Annotated in this window: 14 protein-coding genes; 12 read left to right on the top strand and 2 right to left on the bottom strand. The window is 43.3% G+C overall.

Annotation, left to right across the window (positions count from 1 at the left end):
* The first annotated feature begins 5 nt into the window (after window positions 1–5).
* The 3 genes from speB to argS all read left to right on the top strand — a co-directional run bounded on the left by speB (window position 6) and on the right by argS (window position 3,278).
* Complete coding sequence (speB, locus tag OSJ91_RS27030; protein ID WP_144527427.1) at window positions 6–884, top strand: agmatinase; 879 nt, start codon at window positions 6–8, stop codon at window positions 882–884.
* A gap of 279 nt (window positions 885–1,163) precedes the next feature.
* Window positions 1,164–1,604, top strand: a complete 441-nt coding sequence (locus OSJ91_RS27025; RefSeq protein WP_350300703.1) for a YwiB family protein — start codon at window positions 1,164–1,166, stop codon at window positions 1,602–1,604.
* A 3-nt stretch (window positions 1,605–1,607) separates the two neighbouring features.
* On the top strand, window positions 1,608–3,278 hold the full coding sequence (gene argS / locus OSJ91_RS27020; RefSeq protein WP_350300702.1) for an arginine--tRNA ligase: 1,671 nt from the start codon (window positions 1,608–1,610) through the stop codon (window positions 3,276–3,278).
* A 50-nt stretch (window positions 3,279–3,328) separates the two neighbouring features.
* Here argS and uvsE read toward each other — a convergent pair whose 3' ends face one another.
* On the bottom strand, window positions 3,329–4,282 hold the full coding sequence (gene uvsE / locus OSJ91_RS27015) for a UV DNA damage repair endonuclease UvsE (protein WP_485890763.1): 954 nt from the start codon (window positions 4,280–4,282) through the stop codon (window positions 3,329–3,331).
* A gap of 28 nt (window positions 4,283–4,310) precedes the next feature.
* Window positions 4,311–5,513 (bottom strand): cardiolipin synthase, encoded by a 1,203-nt coding sequence (cls, locus tag OSJ91_RS27010; protein WP_350300700.1) that lies wholly within the window; start codon window positions 5,511–5,513, stop codon window positions 4,311–4,313.
* Window positions 5,514–5,804: 291 nt separating this feature from the next.
* Between cls and OSJ91_RS27005 the strand changes: the two genes are divergently transcribed.
* The 9 genes from OSJ91_RS27005 (at window position 5,805) to rpoE (ending at window position 17,688) form a co-directional block, all read left to right on the top strand.
* Entirely contained in the window at window positions 5,805–7,934 is a 2,130-nt protein-coding gene (locus OSJ91_RS27005) for a (Fe-S)-binding protein (RefSeq protein WP_485891950.1), read from the top strand.
* Between the two features lie 194 nt (window positions 7,935–8,128).
* Window positions 8,129–9,319: an acetyl-CoA C-acetyltransferase gene (locus tag OSJ91_RS27000; RefSeq protein WP_485891949.1), complete on the top strand. Its 1,191-nt coding sequence runs from the start codon at window positions 8,129–8,131 to the stop codon at window positions 9,317–9,319.
* 36 nt (window positions 9,320–9,355) lie between these two features.
* Window positions 9,356–10,207: a 3-hydroxybutyryl-CoA dehydrogenase gene (locus OSJ91_RS26995; protein ID WP_350300699.1), complete on the top strand. Its 852-nt coding sequence runs from the start codon at window positions 9,356–9,358 to the stop codon at window positions 10,205–10,207.
* A 35-nt stretch (window positions 10,208–10,242) separates the two neighbouring features.
* The gene (locus OSJ91_RS26990) at window positions 10,243–11,379 is read left to right on the top strand and encodes an acyl-CoA dehydrogenase (RefSeq protein ID WP_485890762.1); all 1,137 of its coding nucleotides are present in this window, start codon (window positions 10,243–10,245) and stop codon (window positions 11,377–11,379) included.
* A gap of 27 nt (window positions 11,380–11,406) precedes the next feature.
* Window positions 11,407–12,546 (top strand): acyl-CoA dehydrogenase, encoded by a 1,140-nt coding sequence (locus OSJ91_RS26985; protein WP_350300697.1) that lies wholly within the window; start codon window positions 11,407–11,409, stop codon window positions 12,544–12,546.
* A gap of 112 nt (window positions 12,547–12,658) precedes the next feature.
* Window positions 12,659–13,309, top strand: a complete 651-nt coding sequence (locus OSJ91_RS26980) for a TetR/AcrR family transcriptional regulator (RefSeq protein WP_241589607.1) — start codon at window positions 12,659–12,661, stop codon at window positions 13,307–13,309.
* Between the two features lie 11 nt (window positions 13,310–13,320).
* On the top strand, window positions 13,321–16,587 hold the full coding sequence (gene icmF, locus OSJ91_RS26975) for a fused isobutyryl-CoA mutase/GTPase IcmF (RefSeq protein ID WP_350300696.1): 3,267 nt from the start codon (window positions 13,321–13,323) through the stop codon (window positions 16,585–16,587).
* Between the two features lie 138 nt (window positions 16,588–16,725).
* Window positions 16,726–16,887 carry a hypothetical protein gene (locus OSJ91_RS26970; protein WP_241589609.1) on the top strand — a complete coding sequence of 54 codons (162 nt, stop codon included), beginning with the start codon at window positions 16,726–16,728 and terminating at the stop codon, window positions 16,885–16,887.
* A 210-nt stretch (window positions 16,888–17,097) separates the two neighbouring features.
* Window positions 17,098–17,688, top strand: a complete 591-nt coding sequence (gene rpoE, locus OSJ91_RS26965; RefSeq protein ID WP_350300695.1) for a DNA-directed RNA polymerase subunit delta — start codon at window positions 17,098–17,100, stop codon at window positions 17,686–17,688.
* Window positions 17,689–17,944 lie beyond the last annotated feature (256 nt).

The following is a 17,944-nucleotide window of genomic DNA, read 5'->3' as shown; positions in this document are numbered from 1 at the left end:
GGACCATGAAATTCGATGAAGCCTATTCAGGCAATGTATTCATTAAAAGCCATCCTGTTTTTGAGGAATCGGAAGCTGTGCTATACGGCATGCCGATGGACTGGACGGTAAGCTTCCGTCCGGGTTCCCGCTTCGGCCCTACCCGAATTCGTGAAGTTTCGATTGGTTTGGAAGAGTACAGCCCGTATTTAGATCGTGAATTAGAGGAAGTTAAATTCTTTGATGCCGGGGATATTCCATTACCATTCGGCAATCCGCAGCGCAGTATCGATATGATTGAAAAATATGTCGACAGCTTGTTGGATGCAGGTAAGTTCCCAATGGGTATGGGAGGGGAACATCTTGTAACATGGCCTGTCATCAAAGCCATGTTCAAAAAGTATCCCGATATGGCCATCATCCATATGGACGCCCACACAGATTTACGTGAGGATTATGAAGGAGAACCGCTTTCCCATGCGTCCATCATCCGTAAATCCGCAGAACTTATCGGCCCGAAAAATGTATACTCTTTCGGCATTCGTTCCGGTTTGAAGGAAGAATTCCAATGGGCAAAAGAAAATGGCATGCACATCTCTAAATTTGAAGTTCTTGAACCTCTGAAAGAAGTACTGCCGCAGTTAGCTGGCCGACCTGTATATGTGACGATCGACATCGATGTTCTTGATCCTGCGCACGCGCCGGGAACAGGCACCGTAGATTGTGGAGGCATCACCTCCAAAGAGCTTTTAGCTTCGATTCATGAGATAGCACGTTCTGAAATTAATGTAGTCGGCTGCGATTTGGTAGAAGTGGCACCGATTTATGATCCATCCGAGCAAACTGCGAACACTGCGAGCAAGCTGATTCGCGAAATGATTTTAGGTTGGGTTCAAAAAGGTTAATGGATGTAAGACCTGACTGACTATTCCTGTTTTTTAGCGGGAATGGTCTTTTTTTATCCATTCCGGGAAAGAATTTTACGTCTGATGGACTCTATTTGAATAATTCCGCCCCGATGAGTCATTATTGTGTTAAATTCAAATGAATTGCAACAACATGATTTCGACAGTTTATCCTCACTTTTTTTGATTTACACTTTATTTTCCGCTCCAAGTTGAAACTTCCTTGAAGAATATTTATACTTATAAAGTTAAGAACGACATGATGAAGGAAGTGTAGCTTTGACTCTTCATGATATAGATAAGCAAGCGATTAAAGTGACTTTACAGACAAAAATCAAGCACGGCTCAGAAACGGAAACGTATGAGCTGGTCACATTTGGTACAAAAATGTATAAAGGTGCAGATTTATATTTGCAATATAAAGAGGAAAATGAAGCCGGTCAAACGCAAACGACGATCAAGCACAAACCGGATGAAACGATCCTGCTTAGAAATGGTGCCATTAAAATGAGACAGCTTTTCCGCCTGCAGGAAGCGACAAATGGACATTACGAAAGTATATATGGCAGGTTAGGATTACGGACGACCGCGAAGAAGATACATCATCAATGGGATGAGCAGACCAAACAAGGGAAACTCGTCCTTAAATATACGTTACATATGCAGGGAAGCGAACCCGGTCAATATGAGATGACGATTTCCTACAAGGAGGAAGTATAGCGCATGAATATAGTAAAAGAGGTACAGGAAAAGCTGAAAGAAGAGATTAAAGCGGCAGTCATTAAAGCTGGTTTAGCAACGGAAGAGCAGATTCCAAATGTTGTATTGGAGCTGCCAAGAGATAAGACACATGGAGATTATTCCACGAACATGGCCATGCAATTAACGAAGATTGCAAAGAAAGCACCAAAGATGATAGCAGAGGCAATCATCGAAAACTTTGACAACTCAAAAGCATCCATCGAAAAAATTGAAATTGCAGGACCAGGTTTCATCAACTTCTACATGAATAATGCCTATTTGACAGAATTGGTTCCTGTCATTTTGAAAGTGGATGAAGCATATGGGGAAAGTGACTTTGGAAAAGGAGAAAAAATCCAAGTGGAGTTCGTTTCAGCGAATCCAACCGGTGATCTCCATCTTGGTCATGCACGTGGTGCAGCAGTAGGTGATACGCTATGTAATATCCTTTCTAAAGCAGGTTACGATGTTTCACGTGAATACTATATCAATGATGCAGGAAACCAAATCAATAACTTGGCCATTTCCATCGAAGCCCGCTATTTCCAGGCACTTGGCCTCGAAAAGGATATGCCGGAGGGCGGTTATCATGGTGAAGATATAATTGGCATCGGTAAGACGCTTGCAAGTGAATATGGGGATAAATATGTTAATGCCGATGAGAAGGAACGTTTTGAATTTTTCCGTGAGTACGGCTTGAAATATGAAATGGAAAAACTGAAAACGGACTTGGGTAATTTCCGTGTCGGATTTGATGTATGGTACTCCGAAACATCCCTCTATCAAGACGGTAAAATTGATGAAGCACTTAAAGTGTTGAGGGAAAGGGGCCATGTTTACGAGGAAGATGGTGCTACATGGTTCCGCTCTACGGAATTAGGCGATGATAAAGACCGGGTGCTTATTAAGCAGGATGGGTCTTACACATATCTGACACCGGATATTGCCTATCACCGTAATAAATTGGAACGCGGCTTTCAAACACTGATCAATATCTGGGGGGCAGATCACCACGGCTATATCCCGCGTATGAAAGCGGCGATCGAAGCATTAGGATACAATCGCGAGCAGCTTGAAGTCGAAATCATCCAGCTTGTTCACCTGTACAAGGATGGCGAGAAAATGAAGATGAGCAAGCGTACAGGTAAAGCAGTTACGATGCGTGACCTTATTGATGAAGTAGGTCTGGATGCAACACGTTATTTCTTTGCGATGAGAAGTGCGGATACTCATATGGACTTCGATTTGGATCTTGCGGTCTCACAATCCAATGAAAATCCGGTATATTATGCACAGTATGCCCACGCCCGTATTTCCAGCATTTTGCGCCAAGGTGTGGAACAAGGGATCAGCTATGAAGGAGTCACTGATTTCTCTGCCCTATCTACTGAAAAAGAAGTGGAGCTTTTGAAGAAATTAGGAGAATTCCCGCAGGCAATAGCGGAAGCGGCCGAAAAACGGATGCCTCACCGCATGACGAATTATATATATGACCTGGCTTCTACATTCCACAGTTTCTACAATGCAGATAAGGTTCTGGATGTTGAAGAGATGGAAAGAAGTAAGGCGCGTTTAGGACTGGTCAAATCCGTCCAAATTACTTTAAAGAATGCATTAGCCATCATCGGGGTTTCGGCACCGGAAAAAATGTAATGAAAAAAAAGCGGCTGTTTCTAGAGAAACAGCCGCTTTTTTTAGGTTAATTAGCACTCGACGGCACCGCCGCTCACCCTTTTTACACCACGAACCTTAGCTATATCTTCAATCAGCTGCAACATTGCCCGATCCTTCATCTTGGCCTCGATCATGAAATCCACGTCCTGTCCAAGATCCTTAAGCACTTTAAAAAGGGGCATGATGAACTCCAAATCGATATAATCTGCATGCGAGCGAAATTCACCTGCCGATTTTGGTGATGAAATATGAATCTTTGGTACCACACCTGCCTGACCCCAAGTGGTGAACACCTCGGTGAGCAGCTCGTTAAGCGGCACATCTGAAAGGTTTGCGAGATGATGGTGGTAATCGAATACAAGTGGGATGCCCTCCCTCTTACATACGCCCAGGGTTTCAGATGCTGTATAGGTTTTATCATCATTCTCCAAAGTCATTCTTTCCTTGACGTGCATAGGCAGCGATTTAAGGTTGTCATGAACCCTTACAAGAGCGGACTCTTTATCACCATAGGCTCCACCGACATGGATATTGATGAAAGAGGTGTCCGCAATGCCCATTGCATCAAGCATTTTATAATGGAACACCATATCTTTCACGGCATTTTGTGTAATCTCGGGCTTAGGGCTGGTGAACAGCGTAAACTGATTCGGATGAAAGCTGAGCCTCATTTTGTGTGCAGTTGCCCAGTCGCCAAGCTGTTTCCACTCTCTTTTAAAAGGAGTGACGAAATCCCATTCTATTTCGGGATGTGTGGCTAAAGGTACAATGGAACTGGACATCCGGTATATTTCTATTTGGTGTGCCGTGTTATATTGAAGGACCCTTAACGTATTTTCAATGTTCTGCCTTGTCACATCCAGAAGTTTTTCCATTCCTTTTTCAGGGCCAAGTGTGCTATATCGCTTGAAAGTAAGTGTCTTGGCCGGAGAAGCTTCCCATAAACAGGTCGCATTGGATACGAACCCAAATCTTATTTTCATTATATTTTTCTCCTTGAGCAAAGGGTTGTCAAAGAAAAGGAGAAAGGATGGAAGCCAGCGATTCTTTTGCTGAACGGACTACATTCATCTTGGAAAGAGCGTCCCCATTTAGCGGCTTGGATTCGGCCATGTCCACTGCCAATTCCTTTTCTACATCTTTTATAAATGTCCGGTCAAATACGATGCAGTTCATTTCACTATTTAAAAAACAACTGCGTTTATCAAAATTAGCCGTACCGATATCACACATTATATCATCGATCAGTATCACTTTAGAATGGTAGAACCCTCTTTGAAATTGCATGATTTCAGCCCCGTCTTTTATTAGTACCCGGAAAAAGGGAAAAGAAGCTTCCTTGACAAGGGCATGGTCTGAAATTTCAGGTACGATGACCGTAACGGAAACATTGCGTGCAAGGGCTTCCCTTAATTCTTGAAATAAAGTTTCACTGGGAATGAAGTATGGAGTCCCGATAATGATTTTTTTAGTGGCTTGACGAATCATGTGTGTCAAGGACTGTTCAAGATCACTGCCATTCGTGACGACAAACTGATGTGCCTGAGTCCCGGGAGTCAATGTCGGAAAATAAGCAGGTGTTCCTCTGTAATCCTCGTTTGTATCATAGAACCAATCCGAGAGGAAGACTTCCTGAAGGTCCTTTACACCTTCCCCGGTCATTTTTAAATGGTAATCTCTCCATGGGTTCAGCTTCTCCCCTTGGTTTATATACTCCTTACCGATATTAAAGCCGCCAAGATAGCCGATTTTTCCATCTATCACCGTGATCTTACGGTGATTTCTTTTTTGGATGGTATAGAAAAGGAAGGGGAGTTTCGGTTTAAAGCTGAAAGAAAAATGAACGCCGCTTTCAGTCAGCTCCTGAATGGTTTGGCGGGACATCTTTTTACTTCCTATCCAATCGACTAAAAGCCGCACTTCCACGCCCTCTTCCGCTTTTGACTGCAGTAACTTCAAAAAGTCCTTGCTGAATTTATCATTTTTTACTATATAAAAAAGGATATGGATGGAATCCTGAGCTTGCTTGACTTCCTTGATATAATCTTCAAACAGGATTTTCCCTGATGTGAATACAGTCATTTCACTGTTCCGAGGCGGATATTTAATGTTGGTTGCGTGCTTCAAATAACGCTTATGCCCTACCTTAAGATCGACCCAGCACCAAGAGAAGATCAATAAAAATATAGAGGCAATCGTAGTGATTATCTTCAAAAAAAATCCCCCCTAAATGATTATATTTAGTTTGGCTCTAAATCCCTGACAGTAACCATTAAATAGGGGGAAAGGGTCTCATTTTTTTAGAATGCAGAAGGGTAATGCATGGAATTGTCGAATTATATAATTAAGGGGCAGAAAAATTAAATGGTTTTTAAAAGAAAAAAGTTGACTGAATGCTCATTCATTATATAATGGAATTAATCAAATTTCAGAAAAATGCCAAATTTCCCAAAATGGTACCTGGCATTTTGCAATTTACTAAAGAGGGGGAAAGACTGCATGGAAATGAATGGTTTACTGTGGATCAACTTAGTTGCATTCCTGCTTGTAACCGCTTACGCCGCCGGTTTGTTTGTCTATTTGATAAAGACTCGTATTGCTTATATAAAACTTGGCAAAAAAGTGGAATTCGATAACCGTGTGAAAGATCGTCTTGTTAAAATAGGGGTTTATGTATTTGGACAGAAGAAGCTTTTTAAAGATAAAAAGAGCGGGATCATTCATGCCTTATTATTTTATGGTTTCATCTTAGTGCAATTTGGCGCACTTGACTTTTTTGTTAAAGGCTTAAGACCGGGGTGGCATTTACCGTTTGGCCCTGTTTATCCGGCCTTTACTTTCTTCCAGGAAATTGTGACGCTTACCGTTCTTGTTGCAATCCTATGGGCGGCATACCGTCGTTATGTCGAAAAGCTCGTTCGCTTGAAAAGGGATTTCAAGGCAGGTTTGGTTGTCATCTTCATCACCGGTATCATGATCACCGTATTGCTGGGGAATGGAATGGGAATGATCTGGCATGGACACGATGCAACCTGGTCAGAGCCAGTCGCATCGAGCATCACATTTTTATTCGGCTGGATGGGAACAACAGCGGCAACCGTCGTTTTTTATGTAGCTTGGTGGCTGCATTTACTGATCATATTATCTTTCCTTGTTTATATCCCGCAATCTAAGCATGCTCACTTGATTGCCGGCCCGATAAATGTATTCCTTAATCGCCTGGACAATCCCGGAAAATTGAAACCGGTTGATTTGGAAGAAGAAATTCTCGACAAAGAAGGTAATCAATATTACGGTGCCAAATATATCGAGGACTTGACGCAATATCAAATGGTGGACCTCTATGCCTGTGTGGAGTGCGGTCGCTGTACGAATATGTGCCCGGCTACAGGTACCGGTAAAATGCTGTCACCGATGGATATCATAATCAAGATGCGTGACCATTTGACAAATACAGGCGCTGCCGTTACTACGAAGCAGCCATGGGTGCCATCTTTTGTTTTTGGGAATACGAAAGGAAATAAGATCGCTTTGGCTGGTGCCGCGCAGGGGGCGCAGGAATCAGCTGCAGCAACAGAAGCTTACAGTCCGAGCCTGATTGGCGAAGTCATTACGGAAGAAGAACTTTGGGCTTGTACCACATGCCGGAACTGTGAAGATCAATGCCCGGTAATGAATGAACATGTTGACAAGATCATCGATATGCGCCGATATCTAGTGTTGACGGAAGGCAGACTGGATCCTGATGCGCAACGTGCCATGACGAATATTGAGCGTCAAGGGAACCCGTGGGGACTGAACCGTAAAGAGAGAGAAGATTGGCGAAGCCTTCGGGAAGATGTCCTCGTCCCAACCGTGAAGGAACTAAAAAAGGCAGACGAAGAATTCGAGTATTTATTTTGGGTGGGTTCAATGGGGTCGTACGATAACCGAAGCCAGAAGATTGCCCTTTCCTTTGCTAAATTATTGAATGAAGCAGGCGTTAAATTTGCAATTCTCGGAAATAAGGAGAAAAACTCAGGGGATACTCCGCGTCGATTGGGTAATGAGTTTGTTTTCCAGGAACTTGCAATGAAAAATATAGAAGAATTCCAGAAGAATGAAATAAAGAAAATCGTTACGATCGATCCGCATGCTTACAATATCTTTAAGAATGAGTATCCGGATTTTGGCTTGGAAGCGGAAGTGTATCACCATACTGAATTGTTAGCCAAACTTGTCAGTGAAGGCAGGTTGGTCCCTCAGTATCCGGTGAATGAGACGATTACATTCCACGATTCCTGTTACTTGGGAAGGTACAATGAAGTTTACAGCCCGCCGCGTGAAATCTTGCAATCCATTGCTGGTGTGAAACTTATTGAAATGGAGCGTAACCGTGAAAAGGGTATGTGCTGTGGAGCTGGAGGCGGTTTGATGTGGATGGAAGAGGAAACAGGAAACCGTATTAATGTGGCCCGTACCGAACAAGCTCTGGCCGTCAGTCCAACAGTGATCAGTTCCGGATGTCCTTATTGCCTGACCATGCTATCCGATGGGACGAAAGCAAAAGAAGTTGAGGAAAATGTTAAAACGTATGATGTAGCAGAACTACTCGAAAAAGCGGTCATTGGTGAAAATAAATCGATTGCATCTTAATTTAAATGGAATTGCCTGCTTCTTTTATAAGGGTTGAAATAAAAGGGAGCAGGCAATTTTTTCAATATTTACAAACTGAATATTTTCATTTTTGGGAAAAATGTGTAATATAATATTAAGCGCTTACAACACTATTTTTTTAACTCCAAATTGAGCGAGCGTTCAATCAATGTTACTTATAGGGGGAAATAATGATGGCGAAAACAGTGATTATTAGCGGTGTGAGAACACCTTTTGGTAAATTTGGCGGTGGCCTTAGCAGTTTGACAGCATCACAACTTGGTGGAATAGCAATCAAAGAGGCACTTGTCCGGGCAGGGATCGAAGGCAGCCAAGTAGATGAGGTCATCATGGGGAATGTGCTACAGGCGGGCCAAGGCCAAATACCTTCCCGCCAGGCAGCCCGTCATGCTGGATTGCCATGGGAAGTGAAAACGGAAACCATTAATAAAGTATGCGCATCAGGACTTCGCAGTGTGACATTGGCTGATCAGATCATTCGCTTAGGTGAAGAAGAAATCATTGTTGCCGGCGGAATGGAATCGATGAGCAATGCTCCTTATATCCTTCCGAAAGCAAGGTGGGGATTAAGGATGGGTGATGGAGAGCTGAAGGATACGATGATTTCGGATGGACTTAGCTGCAGCTTTACGGGCGTGCATATGGGGACTTATGGAAACAGTACTGCCGAGGATCTTGAAATCACCCGTGAGGAACAAGATAGCTGGGCTTACGAGAGTCATCAAAAAGCGATAAAAGCAATCGATGGCGGTATCCTTGCAGAAGAAATCATTTCCGTACAGGTGCCGGTGCGGAAAGGCGAACCAATTACCGTTGAACATGATGAAGCCCCAAGAAAAGATACATCTGCCGGGAAGTTAGCTAAATTAGGTCCAGCTTTCAATAATGATGGGACCATTACGGCAGGTAATGCACCAGGTGTCAATGATGGGGCAGGTGCACTCGTATTGATGAGTGAGGAACGTGCGGAAAAGGAAGAGAAAACGCCTTTTGCCTATATTTTAGCTCATGCAGAAGTGGCAGTGGAAGCAAAGGACTTTCCTAAAACGCCAGGTTTGGTCATAAATGAACTCCTGAAGAAGACAGGTAAATCGATAGAGGAAATTGATTTGTTTGAAGTGAACGAAGCATTTGCTGCGGTTGCGCTGGCCAGTGGGAAAATTGCCAACATCGAGCCGGGAAAAGTGAATGTAAACGGAGGGGCTGTAGCATTAGGTCACCCGATCGGGGCGAGTGGTGCCCGCATCATCATTACGCTGATGCATGAATTGAAACGCCGCGGAGGGGGATTGGGCATCGCAGCGATCTGCAGTGGCGGCGGTCAGGGAGATGCCATTTTAATTGAAGTGCCTAAGCAAGGATAATAGTTTCATAGATAGATACATGAGGAGGGATTTTTCATGGGCATTCAAAAAGTGATGGTCATTGGTGCTGGACAGATGGGTTCTGGCATTGCCCAGGTCTGTGCAATGAGCGGTTATGAAGTTCTTTTACATGATTTAAAAGATGAATATGTAGAAAAGGGGTTAGGGACAATTACCAAGAACCTTTCCCGGCAGGTTGAAAAAGGAAAAATGGAATCCGAGGAGAAGGATATAATCCTTTCCCGGTTGACTTCCTCGACGGATTTGAAAAATGCGGCTGCGGTGGATTTAGTGATTGAAGCGGCAGTGGAAAATATGGAGATAAAAACAAAAATTTTCGCCGATTTGGATGAAATCACGCCACAACACGTCATTCTTGCATCCAATACTTCTTCACTTCCGATTACAGAGATAGCCGCGGCAACGAAAAGGCCGGATAAGGTAATTGGCATGCATTTTATGAACCCAGTGCCAGTCATGAAGCTGGTTGAGATCATTCGCGGCCTTGCTACAGCGGATGAAGTTTATAAAGAAGTTGAAGAGATGGCTGAATCCTTAAACAAGGTACCGGTGGAAGTCAATGATTTCCCGGGTTTTGTAGCGAATCGGATTTTGATGCCGATGATCAATGAGGCCATTTATACCCTTTATGAGGGCGTCGCCACTAAAGAGGCGATTGACGACGTGATGAAGCTGGGAATGAACCATCCGATGGGCCCGCTTACGCTAGCTGACTTCATTGGACTAGACACATGCCTGTATATAATGGAAACCCTTCACCAAGGGCTCGGAGACGATAAATACAGACCGTGTCCGCTGTTAAGGAAATATGTAAAAGCTGGATGGCTAGGCAAGAAATCAGGACGGGGCTTTTACGAATATAACTAATCTTAGAAAGATGTGCAGCTAGGGAGGGATGAAGGATGGATTTCAAGTTTACAGAAGAACAGGAAATGATGCGGAAAATGGTAAGCGCTTTTGCGGAGAATGAGATTACCCCTCATATCGAGGCAATGGAAGCAGGCGTGTTTCCAAAAACGATTCTGCAAAAAATGGGTGAGCTTGGTTTGATGGGAATCCCGATTTCAGAAGAATACGGTGGCGCGGGTATGGACTTCATGTCTTATATCATCGCCATCAATGAGATTTCCAAGGTTAGTCCAACTCTCGGTGTTATATTATCCGTTCATACTTCTGTTGGAACAAATCCAATCGTTTATTTTGGAACGGAAGAGCAGAAGCGAAAGTATGTGCCTAAGTTGGCCGCTGGTAAATATTTAGGCGCCTTTTGCTTGACTGAGCAAAGCTCAGGTTCCGATGCTGCGAGTTTGAAATCGAAGGCAGTGGCAGTAAAGGAAGACGGAAAATATCGAATAAACGGGTCCAAGGTTTTTATCACCAATGGCGGGGAAGCGGATGTATTCATTGTTTTTGCTTCAACCGACCCTCAGAAGGGAAGCAAGGGAATCTCTGCTTTTATTGTAGAAAAAGGGACGCCAGGCTTAATCATCGGTAAAGATGAACGTAAAATGGGCCTTCATGGCTCGAGCACCGTACAGGTGACGTTCGAGGATATGAAAGTGCCTGCAGCCAATCTCCTTGGCAAAGAAGGGGAAGGCTTTAAGATCGCAATGGCCAACTTGGATGCTGGAAGGATAGGCATTGCTGCTCAAGCGCTGGGAATTGCAGAAGGCGCCATGGAACATGCTGTCCAATATGCAAAAGACAGAGTTCAATTCGGCAAACCTATTGCAGCACAACAGGGGATTGGTTTCAAGCTTGCTGAAATGGCAACGAGTATAGAAGCTTCAAGGTTACTCGTCTATCGCGCGGCGTTTTTACGCTCACAGGGATTGAAGTGCGGTAAAGAGGCGGCAATGGCTAAGCTATTCGCTTCGAGGACGGCTGTTGATGTGGCGATAGAAGCAGTCCAGGTGTTCGGAGGCTATGGATACACGACGGAATATCCTGTCGAACGCTATTTCAGGGATGCAAAGGTAACTGAAATTTATGAGGGAACCAGCGAAATACAGAGAATGGTCATCAGTAAGAATCTATAATTCACGAAATATTTAGGAGGCATGGACATGCAATTTAAGCTAACGGAAGAGCATGAAATGATCAGGAAAATGGTGCGCGATTTTGCCCAGAATGAAGTGGCTCCGACAGCTGCCGAGAGGGATGAAGAAGAACGATTTGACCGTGAGATCTTCGATAAAATGGCTGAACTGGGATTGACTGGGATTCCGTGGCCTGAGGAATACGGCGGAATTGGAAGTGATTATTTAGCGTATTGCATAGCGATTGAGGAACTTTCCCGCGTTTGCGCTTCCACTGGGGTGACTTTATCAGCCCATACTTCCCTTGCAGGATGGCCAATATATAAGTTTGGATCTGAAGAGCAAAAACAAAAATACCTTCGCCCGATGGCACAGGGTGAAAAAATCGGTGCATATGGGCTGACCGAGCCTAGCTCAGGCTCTGACGCAGGCGGTATGAGAACGACTGCAAAGCTTGTAGGTGATGAATATATTATCAGCGGTTCAAAAATCTTCATTACGAACGGCGGGATTGCGGATACATATGTCGTCTTTGCATTGACGGATCCAGCATCCAAACAAAAAGGAACGAGTGCATTTATCGTTGAAAAGGACTTCCCGGGTTTTAGTGTCGGCAAAAAAGAGAAGAAGCTTGGAATCCGTTCATCACCGACCACAGAAATCATTTTTGATGAATGCCGAGTGCCTAAAGAAAATCTTCTTGGAAAAGAAGGAGAGGGCTTTAAGATAGCGATGATGACGCTTGATGGCGGCCGTAATGGGATTGCAGCCCAGGCAGTGGGCATAGCCCAAGGAGCATTGGATGCCGCAGTTGATTATGCAAAAGAGCGCGTCCAATTCGGGAAGCCGATTTCTGCACAGCAAGGAATCGGTTTTAAGTTGGCGGATATGGCAACGGGTGTTGAAGCTTCAAGGCTATTAACCTATCAGGCTGCCTGGTTGGAATCGGCGGGCCTTCCTTATGGAAAAGAGTCAGCCATGTCCAAACTTTTTGCTGGAGATACAGCCATGAAAGTGGCGACAGAAGCCGTGCAGGTCTTTGGAGGTTATGGATATACAAAGGATTATCCTGTAGAACGGTATATGCGTGATGCGAAAATCACCCAAATCTATGAAGGTACACAGGAAATTCAAAAGCTGGTCATCTCACGGATGATTACTAAATAGGATTGAAATTGAGGTTTTCCGATGAGGCATTGCCTTTACCGGAATACCCTTTTCAATTTCTTCAGAATGTCTTTGGCAATTAAATGATGGGCTTATTAAAAGGAGTTTGAAAATGGAAAAAAGAGAGGTTCTTGCATCTGTAAAGGATGAACGGCTGGTTGAAAAAAGGCGTACACAAATGATTAAAGGAGCGGTGACCCTTTTTAAGGAAAAGGGATTTCATCGTACGACTACCAGGGAAATTGCCAAAGCGGCCGGATTTAGTATTGGCACGTTATACGAGTATATCCGAACAAAGGAAGATATATTATATCTCGTTTGTGATTTTATCTACGATGAAGTCCAGGAAAAGCTTCAGAAAGAAATAGATCAGAGCGATGGGACACTTGAAAGCTTGAAGCTTACTATCGCCTATTTTTATAAAGTGATGGATGATATGCAGGACGAAGTGCTGGTCATGTATCAAGAGGTGAAAGCACTGACGAAAGATGCTTTACCTTATGTATTGAATAAAGAACTTCGGATGGTCGGCATGTTTGAAAAGGTGATAACGAAATGTGTTGAGAATGGGGAGCTATCATTGACGGCAAAACAAATAAGCCTTGTTTCTCATAATATTTTCGTTCAGGGACAGATGTGGAGTTTTAGAAGGTGGGCATTGCATAAAGAGTATACGCTTCCGGAATATGTTGAACTGCAGACGCAATTATTGATTCAAAATATATCGCTTCAGAAAAATACTGAGTTAAATTCGTTTCAATAAGGAGGAGCTCAATGGGTACAGTTGAGGTGTATAAACCGAAGAACCATATTAGATTCGTTACTGCTTCGAGTTTATTCGATGGACATGATGCATCTATCAATATTATGAGGAGAATCCTTCAGTCCAGCGGTGCAGAAGTCATTCATCTAGGTCATAATCGTTCGGTGGAAGAGATCGTGAATGCGGCCATCCAGGAAGATGTTCAAGGCATAGCCATGTCATCATACCAAGGCGGACATGTGGAATATTTTAAATATATGTATGACCTGCTGAAGGAAAAGGGAGCCGGGCACATTCGTATTTTTGCCGGCGGCGGCGGGGTCATCATCCCAAGGGAAATTAAAGAACTCCATGATTATGGGATTGCCCGAATCTTTTCTCCTGATGAAGGGCGGGAATATGGGCTTCAAGGAATGATAAACGTATTGATGGAGGAGTGTGATTTCTCGACAGTCAAACCATCTTTACAGGAACGTTTTGATGAATTGATTGCTGGGGGAACAAATGCCATTGCCCAATTCATTACCTTTGCCGAAAACAGACTCGATGCTTCACAGGAATCAGCGGCAGCGGTGGAGAGTCTTTTTGAGCAGATCAAGACTTCCGAAAAGAAGGTTCCTGTTCTAGGGATTACAGGGACTGGCGGTGCTGGAAAAAGTTCATTGACTGATGAATTGATACGAAGGTTCATTAACGAGATTCCAGACGAGAGAGTCGCCATTTTATCTGTAGACCCGACCAAACAGAAAACGGGCGGTGCCCTGCTTGGTGACAGGATTAGAATGAACTCGATTTTTTCAGAGCGTGTTTATATGCGGAGCCTGGCCACGCGCCATTCAAAAAGTGAGTTGTCTTTGGCGATAAAAGATGCCATTTCAGTCGTGAAGGCAGCTGGCTTCGATTTAATCATCGTTGAAACAAGCGGAATTGGTCAGGGAGATGCAGAAATTGCCGAGATATGCGATGTATCCATGTATGTAATGACGAGTGAATTCGGTGCACCTTCGCAACTTGAAAAGATCGATATGATTGATTATGCAGACTTGATAGTCATTAACAAATACGAGCGCAAAGGCTCAGAGGATGCAAAAAACCAGGTTCAAAAGCAATACCAAAGAAGCCGTACACTATTTGATCAAGATCCGTCTGAAATGCCAGTATACGGTACCATCGCTTCCCAATTCAATGACCCAGGCACCAATGCATTGTTCGCTGCACTGATTGAAAAGCTTAATGAAAAATCAGGGACGGGGTGGAGTACCGCCTTTTCGAAAGAAGCCGATGTTTACAAGCAAAATGTCATCATCCCTACTGACCGTCGGTATTATTTACGTGAAATCAGTGATACGGTCAGATCTTATCATAAGCGTGCGGCTGAACAAGTACGTATTGCCCGCAGGCTTTTCCAGCTTGAAGGAGCAATTGATGCAATTAAGGAAAATGATAACAACGAAGATATGGTGGCTTCTTTAGAAAAACTGAAAAAGGAAACCGCTTCGAATTTATCACCTGAATCTAAAAAAATACTTTCTGGATGGATGGAATTAAAAGAAAAGTATGCAGGAGAGCAGTTTGTAACGAAAGTCAGGGATAAAGAAATCGTCACAAAGCTGAAAACTAAAAGTTTATCAGGTTTAATGATTCCGAGAGTGTCACTGCCTAAATATGTGGATTATGGAGAGATCTTAGGATGGGTATTCCGAGAGAACGTTCCGGGTTTCTTTCCTTACACAGCGGGAGTCTTTCCATTCAAGCGTGAAGGAGAGGACCCGAAGCGGCAATTTGCCGGTGAAGGATCACCCGACCGAACCAACAGGCGTTTTCATTATTTGTCAAAGGATGATAATGCTAAACGGCTAAGTACGGCTTTCGATTCGGTAACTTTATATGGCGAGGATCCCGATCACCGGCCTGATATCTATGGAAAGGTAGGGGAAAGCGGAGTCAGCATCTGTACGTTGGATGACATGAAAAAGCTGTATGCAGGCTTTGACCTTTGCCACCCCTCAACCTCTGTATCGATGACCATCAATGGACCGGCACCAATCATTTTGGCCATGTATATGAATACGGCAGTCGATCAGCAGATTCAACGGAAAGAAGAAGAGTTAGGCCGTCCCCTTACGGATGCAGAAGCTGAAGAAGTGCAGGCTTATACCCTTCAAACGGTACGCGGAACTGTTCAAGCGGATATTCTGAAAGAGGACCAAGGCCAGAATACATGCATCTTCTCTACGGAATTTGCTTTAAGGTTAATGGGGGACATTCAAGCATATTTCATCGATCGAAAAGTCAGGAACTACTACTCTGTATCCATTTCCGGCTATCACATTGCAGAAGCGGGTGCCAATCCCATTTCACAGCTTGCTTTTACATTAGCGAATGGCTTTACTTACATCGAATATTATTTAAGTCGCGGAATGAATATTGATGACTTTGCCCCGAATTTGTCGTTCTTCTTCTCAAATGGGCTCGACCCGGAATATACGGTTATCGGGAGGGTGGCAAGAAGGATTTGGGCTACGGTCATGCGGGATAAATATGGTGCGAACGACCGCAGCCAGAAGCTCAAATACCATATACAGACTTCCGGGCGCTCCCTTCATGCGCAAGAAATTGATTTCAATGATATCAGAACGACACTTCAGGCTTTAATGGCGCTACAGGACAACTGTAATTCCCTGCATACTAATGCGTACGATGAAGCCATCACGACGCCTACTGAAGAATCCGTGCGCCGGGCAATGGCCATACAAATGATCATTACAAAGGAGCATGGGCTCTCAAAAAATGAAAACCCGATGCAAGGAGCCTTCATCGTAGAGGAATTGACGGATCTCGTTGAAGAGGCCGTACTGCAAGAGTTCGATCGCATCAATGATCGAGGCGGTGTGCTGGGTGCAATGGAGACGCAGTATCAGCGCGGGAAAATCCAGGATGAATCGATGCATTACGAAATGAAAAAGCATACGGGAGAATTGCCGATCATTGGCGTCAATACGTATTTGAATCCAAATCCTCCTTCCGAAGAAGCGGTGAACAGCATGGAAATTGCCCGTGCAACAAAGGAAGAAAAGGAAGGGCAAATCATAAATCTCCGGGCATTCCAGGAAAGAAATAAGGAGTTCACGGATGAGGCGCTAACTAAACTGAAATTGGCAGCCATGAATGGGGAAAACATCTTTGCTGAACTCATGAACTGCGTCAAAGTGGCCAGTCTTGGTCAGATAACTAGGGCGCTATATGATGTAGGCGGTCAATATCGAAGGAATATGTAAACTGAGTAAGGGGCTCCGAACGTTTAGGGGCCTCTTTTTTAAATAATCCCCCTCTTTTTTAACAAAATGAAGATTTTACCTTATAATTATTTGGAAAAGGGGCAAAAATGAAGAATCAGCCCTATTGGAGTTGAGAAAATGAACCTGAAAATGATTGGATTGATCATAGGGTACATTCTTGCCATCATTATTTTATTTGAGCTGTATGAGCATCAATTGGGTGCCATCTCTTTTTTTATCCTGACTATTGTCTTTTTTACGGCAGCCTATCGACAGAAGTCGAAAAAGGAAAGTGAATGATTTTTAGCATTTGGTTTCCTGAATGATAGACAATAAGGTAAATCTGTGAAAGTATCAGATAGAACTAGCATAAACCCAATTAGATTGTTTATAATGGAGTATATGTCTAGCAGGAATTGTCGTTATTTTATCGAACTACTGTTTTAGATTATTTTTTTATGTGAAAAAACACGGAATTCAGTGTTTGAATAGAGAAGGGAAGTGCGGAATTTGAGTTTAAAACAATACTCAAAAGAGCAGTTATTGGAAATGTCCTTAATAGAGATGGCATATGATTTGTTAGTGGAAAGAAATGAACCGATTCCATTTAAAGACTTAATAAGTGAGTTAGCTTCGCTGCACCATTTATCTAAAGCGGAAGTGGAAAAGAAAATTGCACAATTCTATACGGATTTAAATGTGGATGGCCGCTTCACTTCACTTGGGGACAACCGCTGGGGATTGAAAACATGGTACCCGGTTGACCAAATCGAAGAAGAAGTCGTACATGTTGTAAAACCTAAAAAGAAAAAGAAAGCCAAAAAGGCCGCTGCCGTTATCGACGATTTCGATGAACTTGAAGACGAAGATCTTGACTTTGAAGAAGATATCGATGATCTGGACGAGGATGACGATGATGACGATGATGATATTCTAGGTACTCCAGTCATCGACGAAGTGCTTTTGGATGATGACGTGGATGATGACGACGATCTGGAAGAAGAAATAATCGAAGATGATGCATTTGTCCTGGAAGATGATGAGGACGAAGACGAAGATGAAGATGACGTGGATGACTTGGATGAAGAGGATGAGAAATAAATAATCGCCCTTGACTTTTTGAGGCGGAATTTGTAGAATCATTTTTGGGCTCCTTAAAAAAGGACACAATGATTAAATTATATCGCTCCCTTACTTTTATTGTAAGCGGAGCGTTTTTGTTTTTAATGATGGAATGAATAAATGACATCATTTTTTTATTTTTAAAAATGATTTCTCGTAGAATTGTAAAAACTATAGAGAACATATTTATGTTTACTGTCATTTAAGGAAGTTTATTCTTGTTCATGTATCCTGC

The organism is Bacillus sp. T-10(2022) (assembly GCF_056502895.1).
The sequence above is the reverse complement of the archived record's forward strand: the minus strand, read 5'-3'. Positions and strand labels throughout refer to the sequence as shown.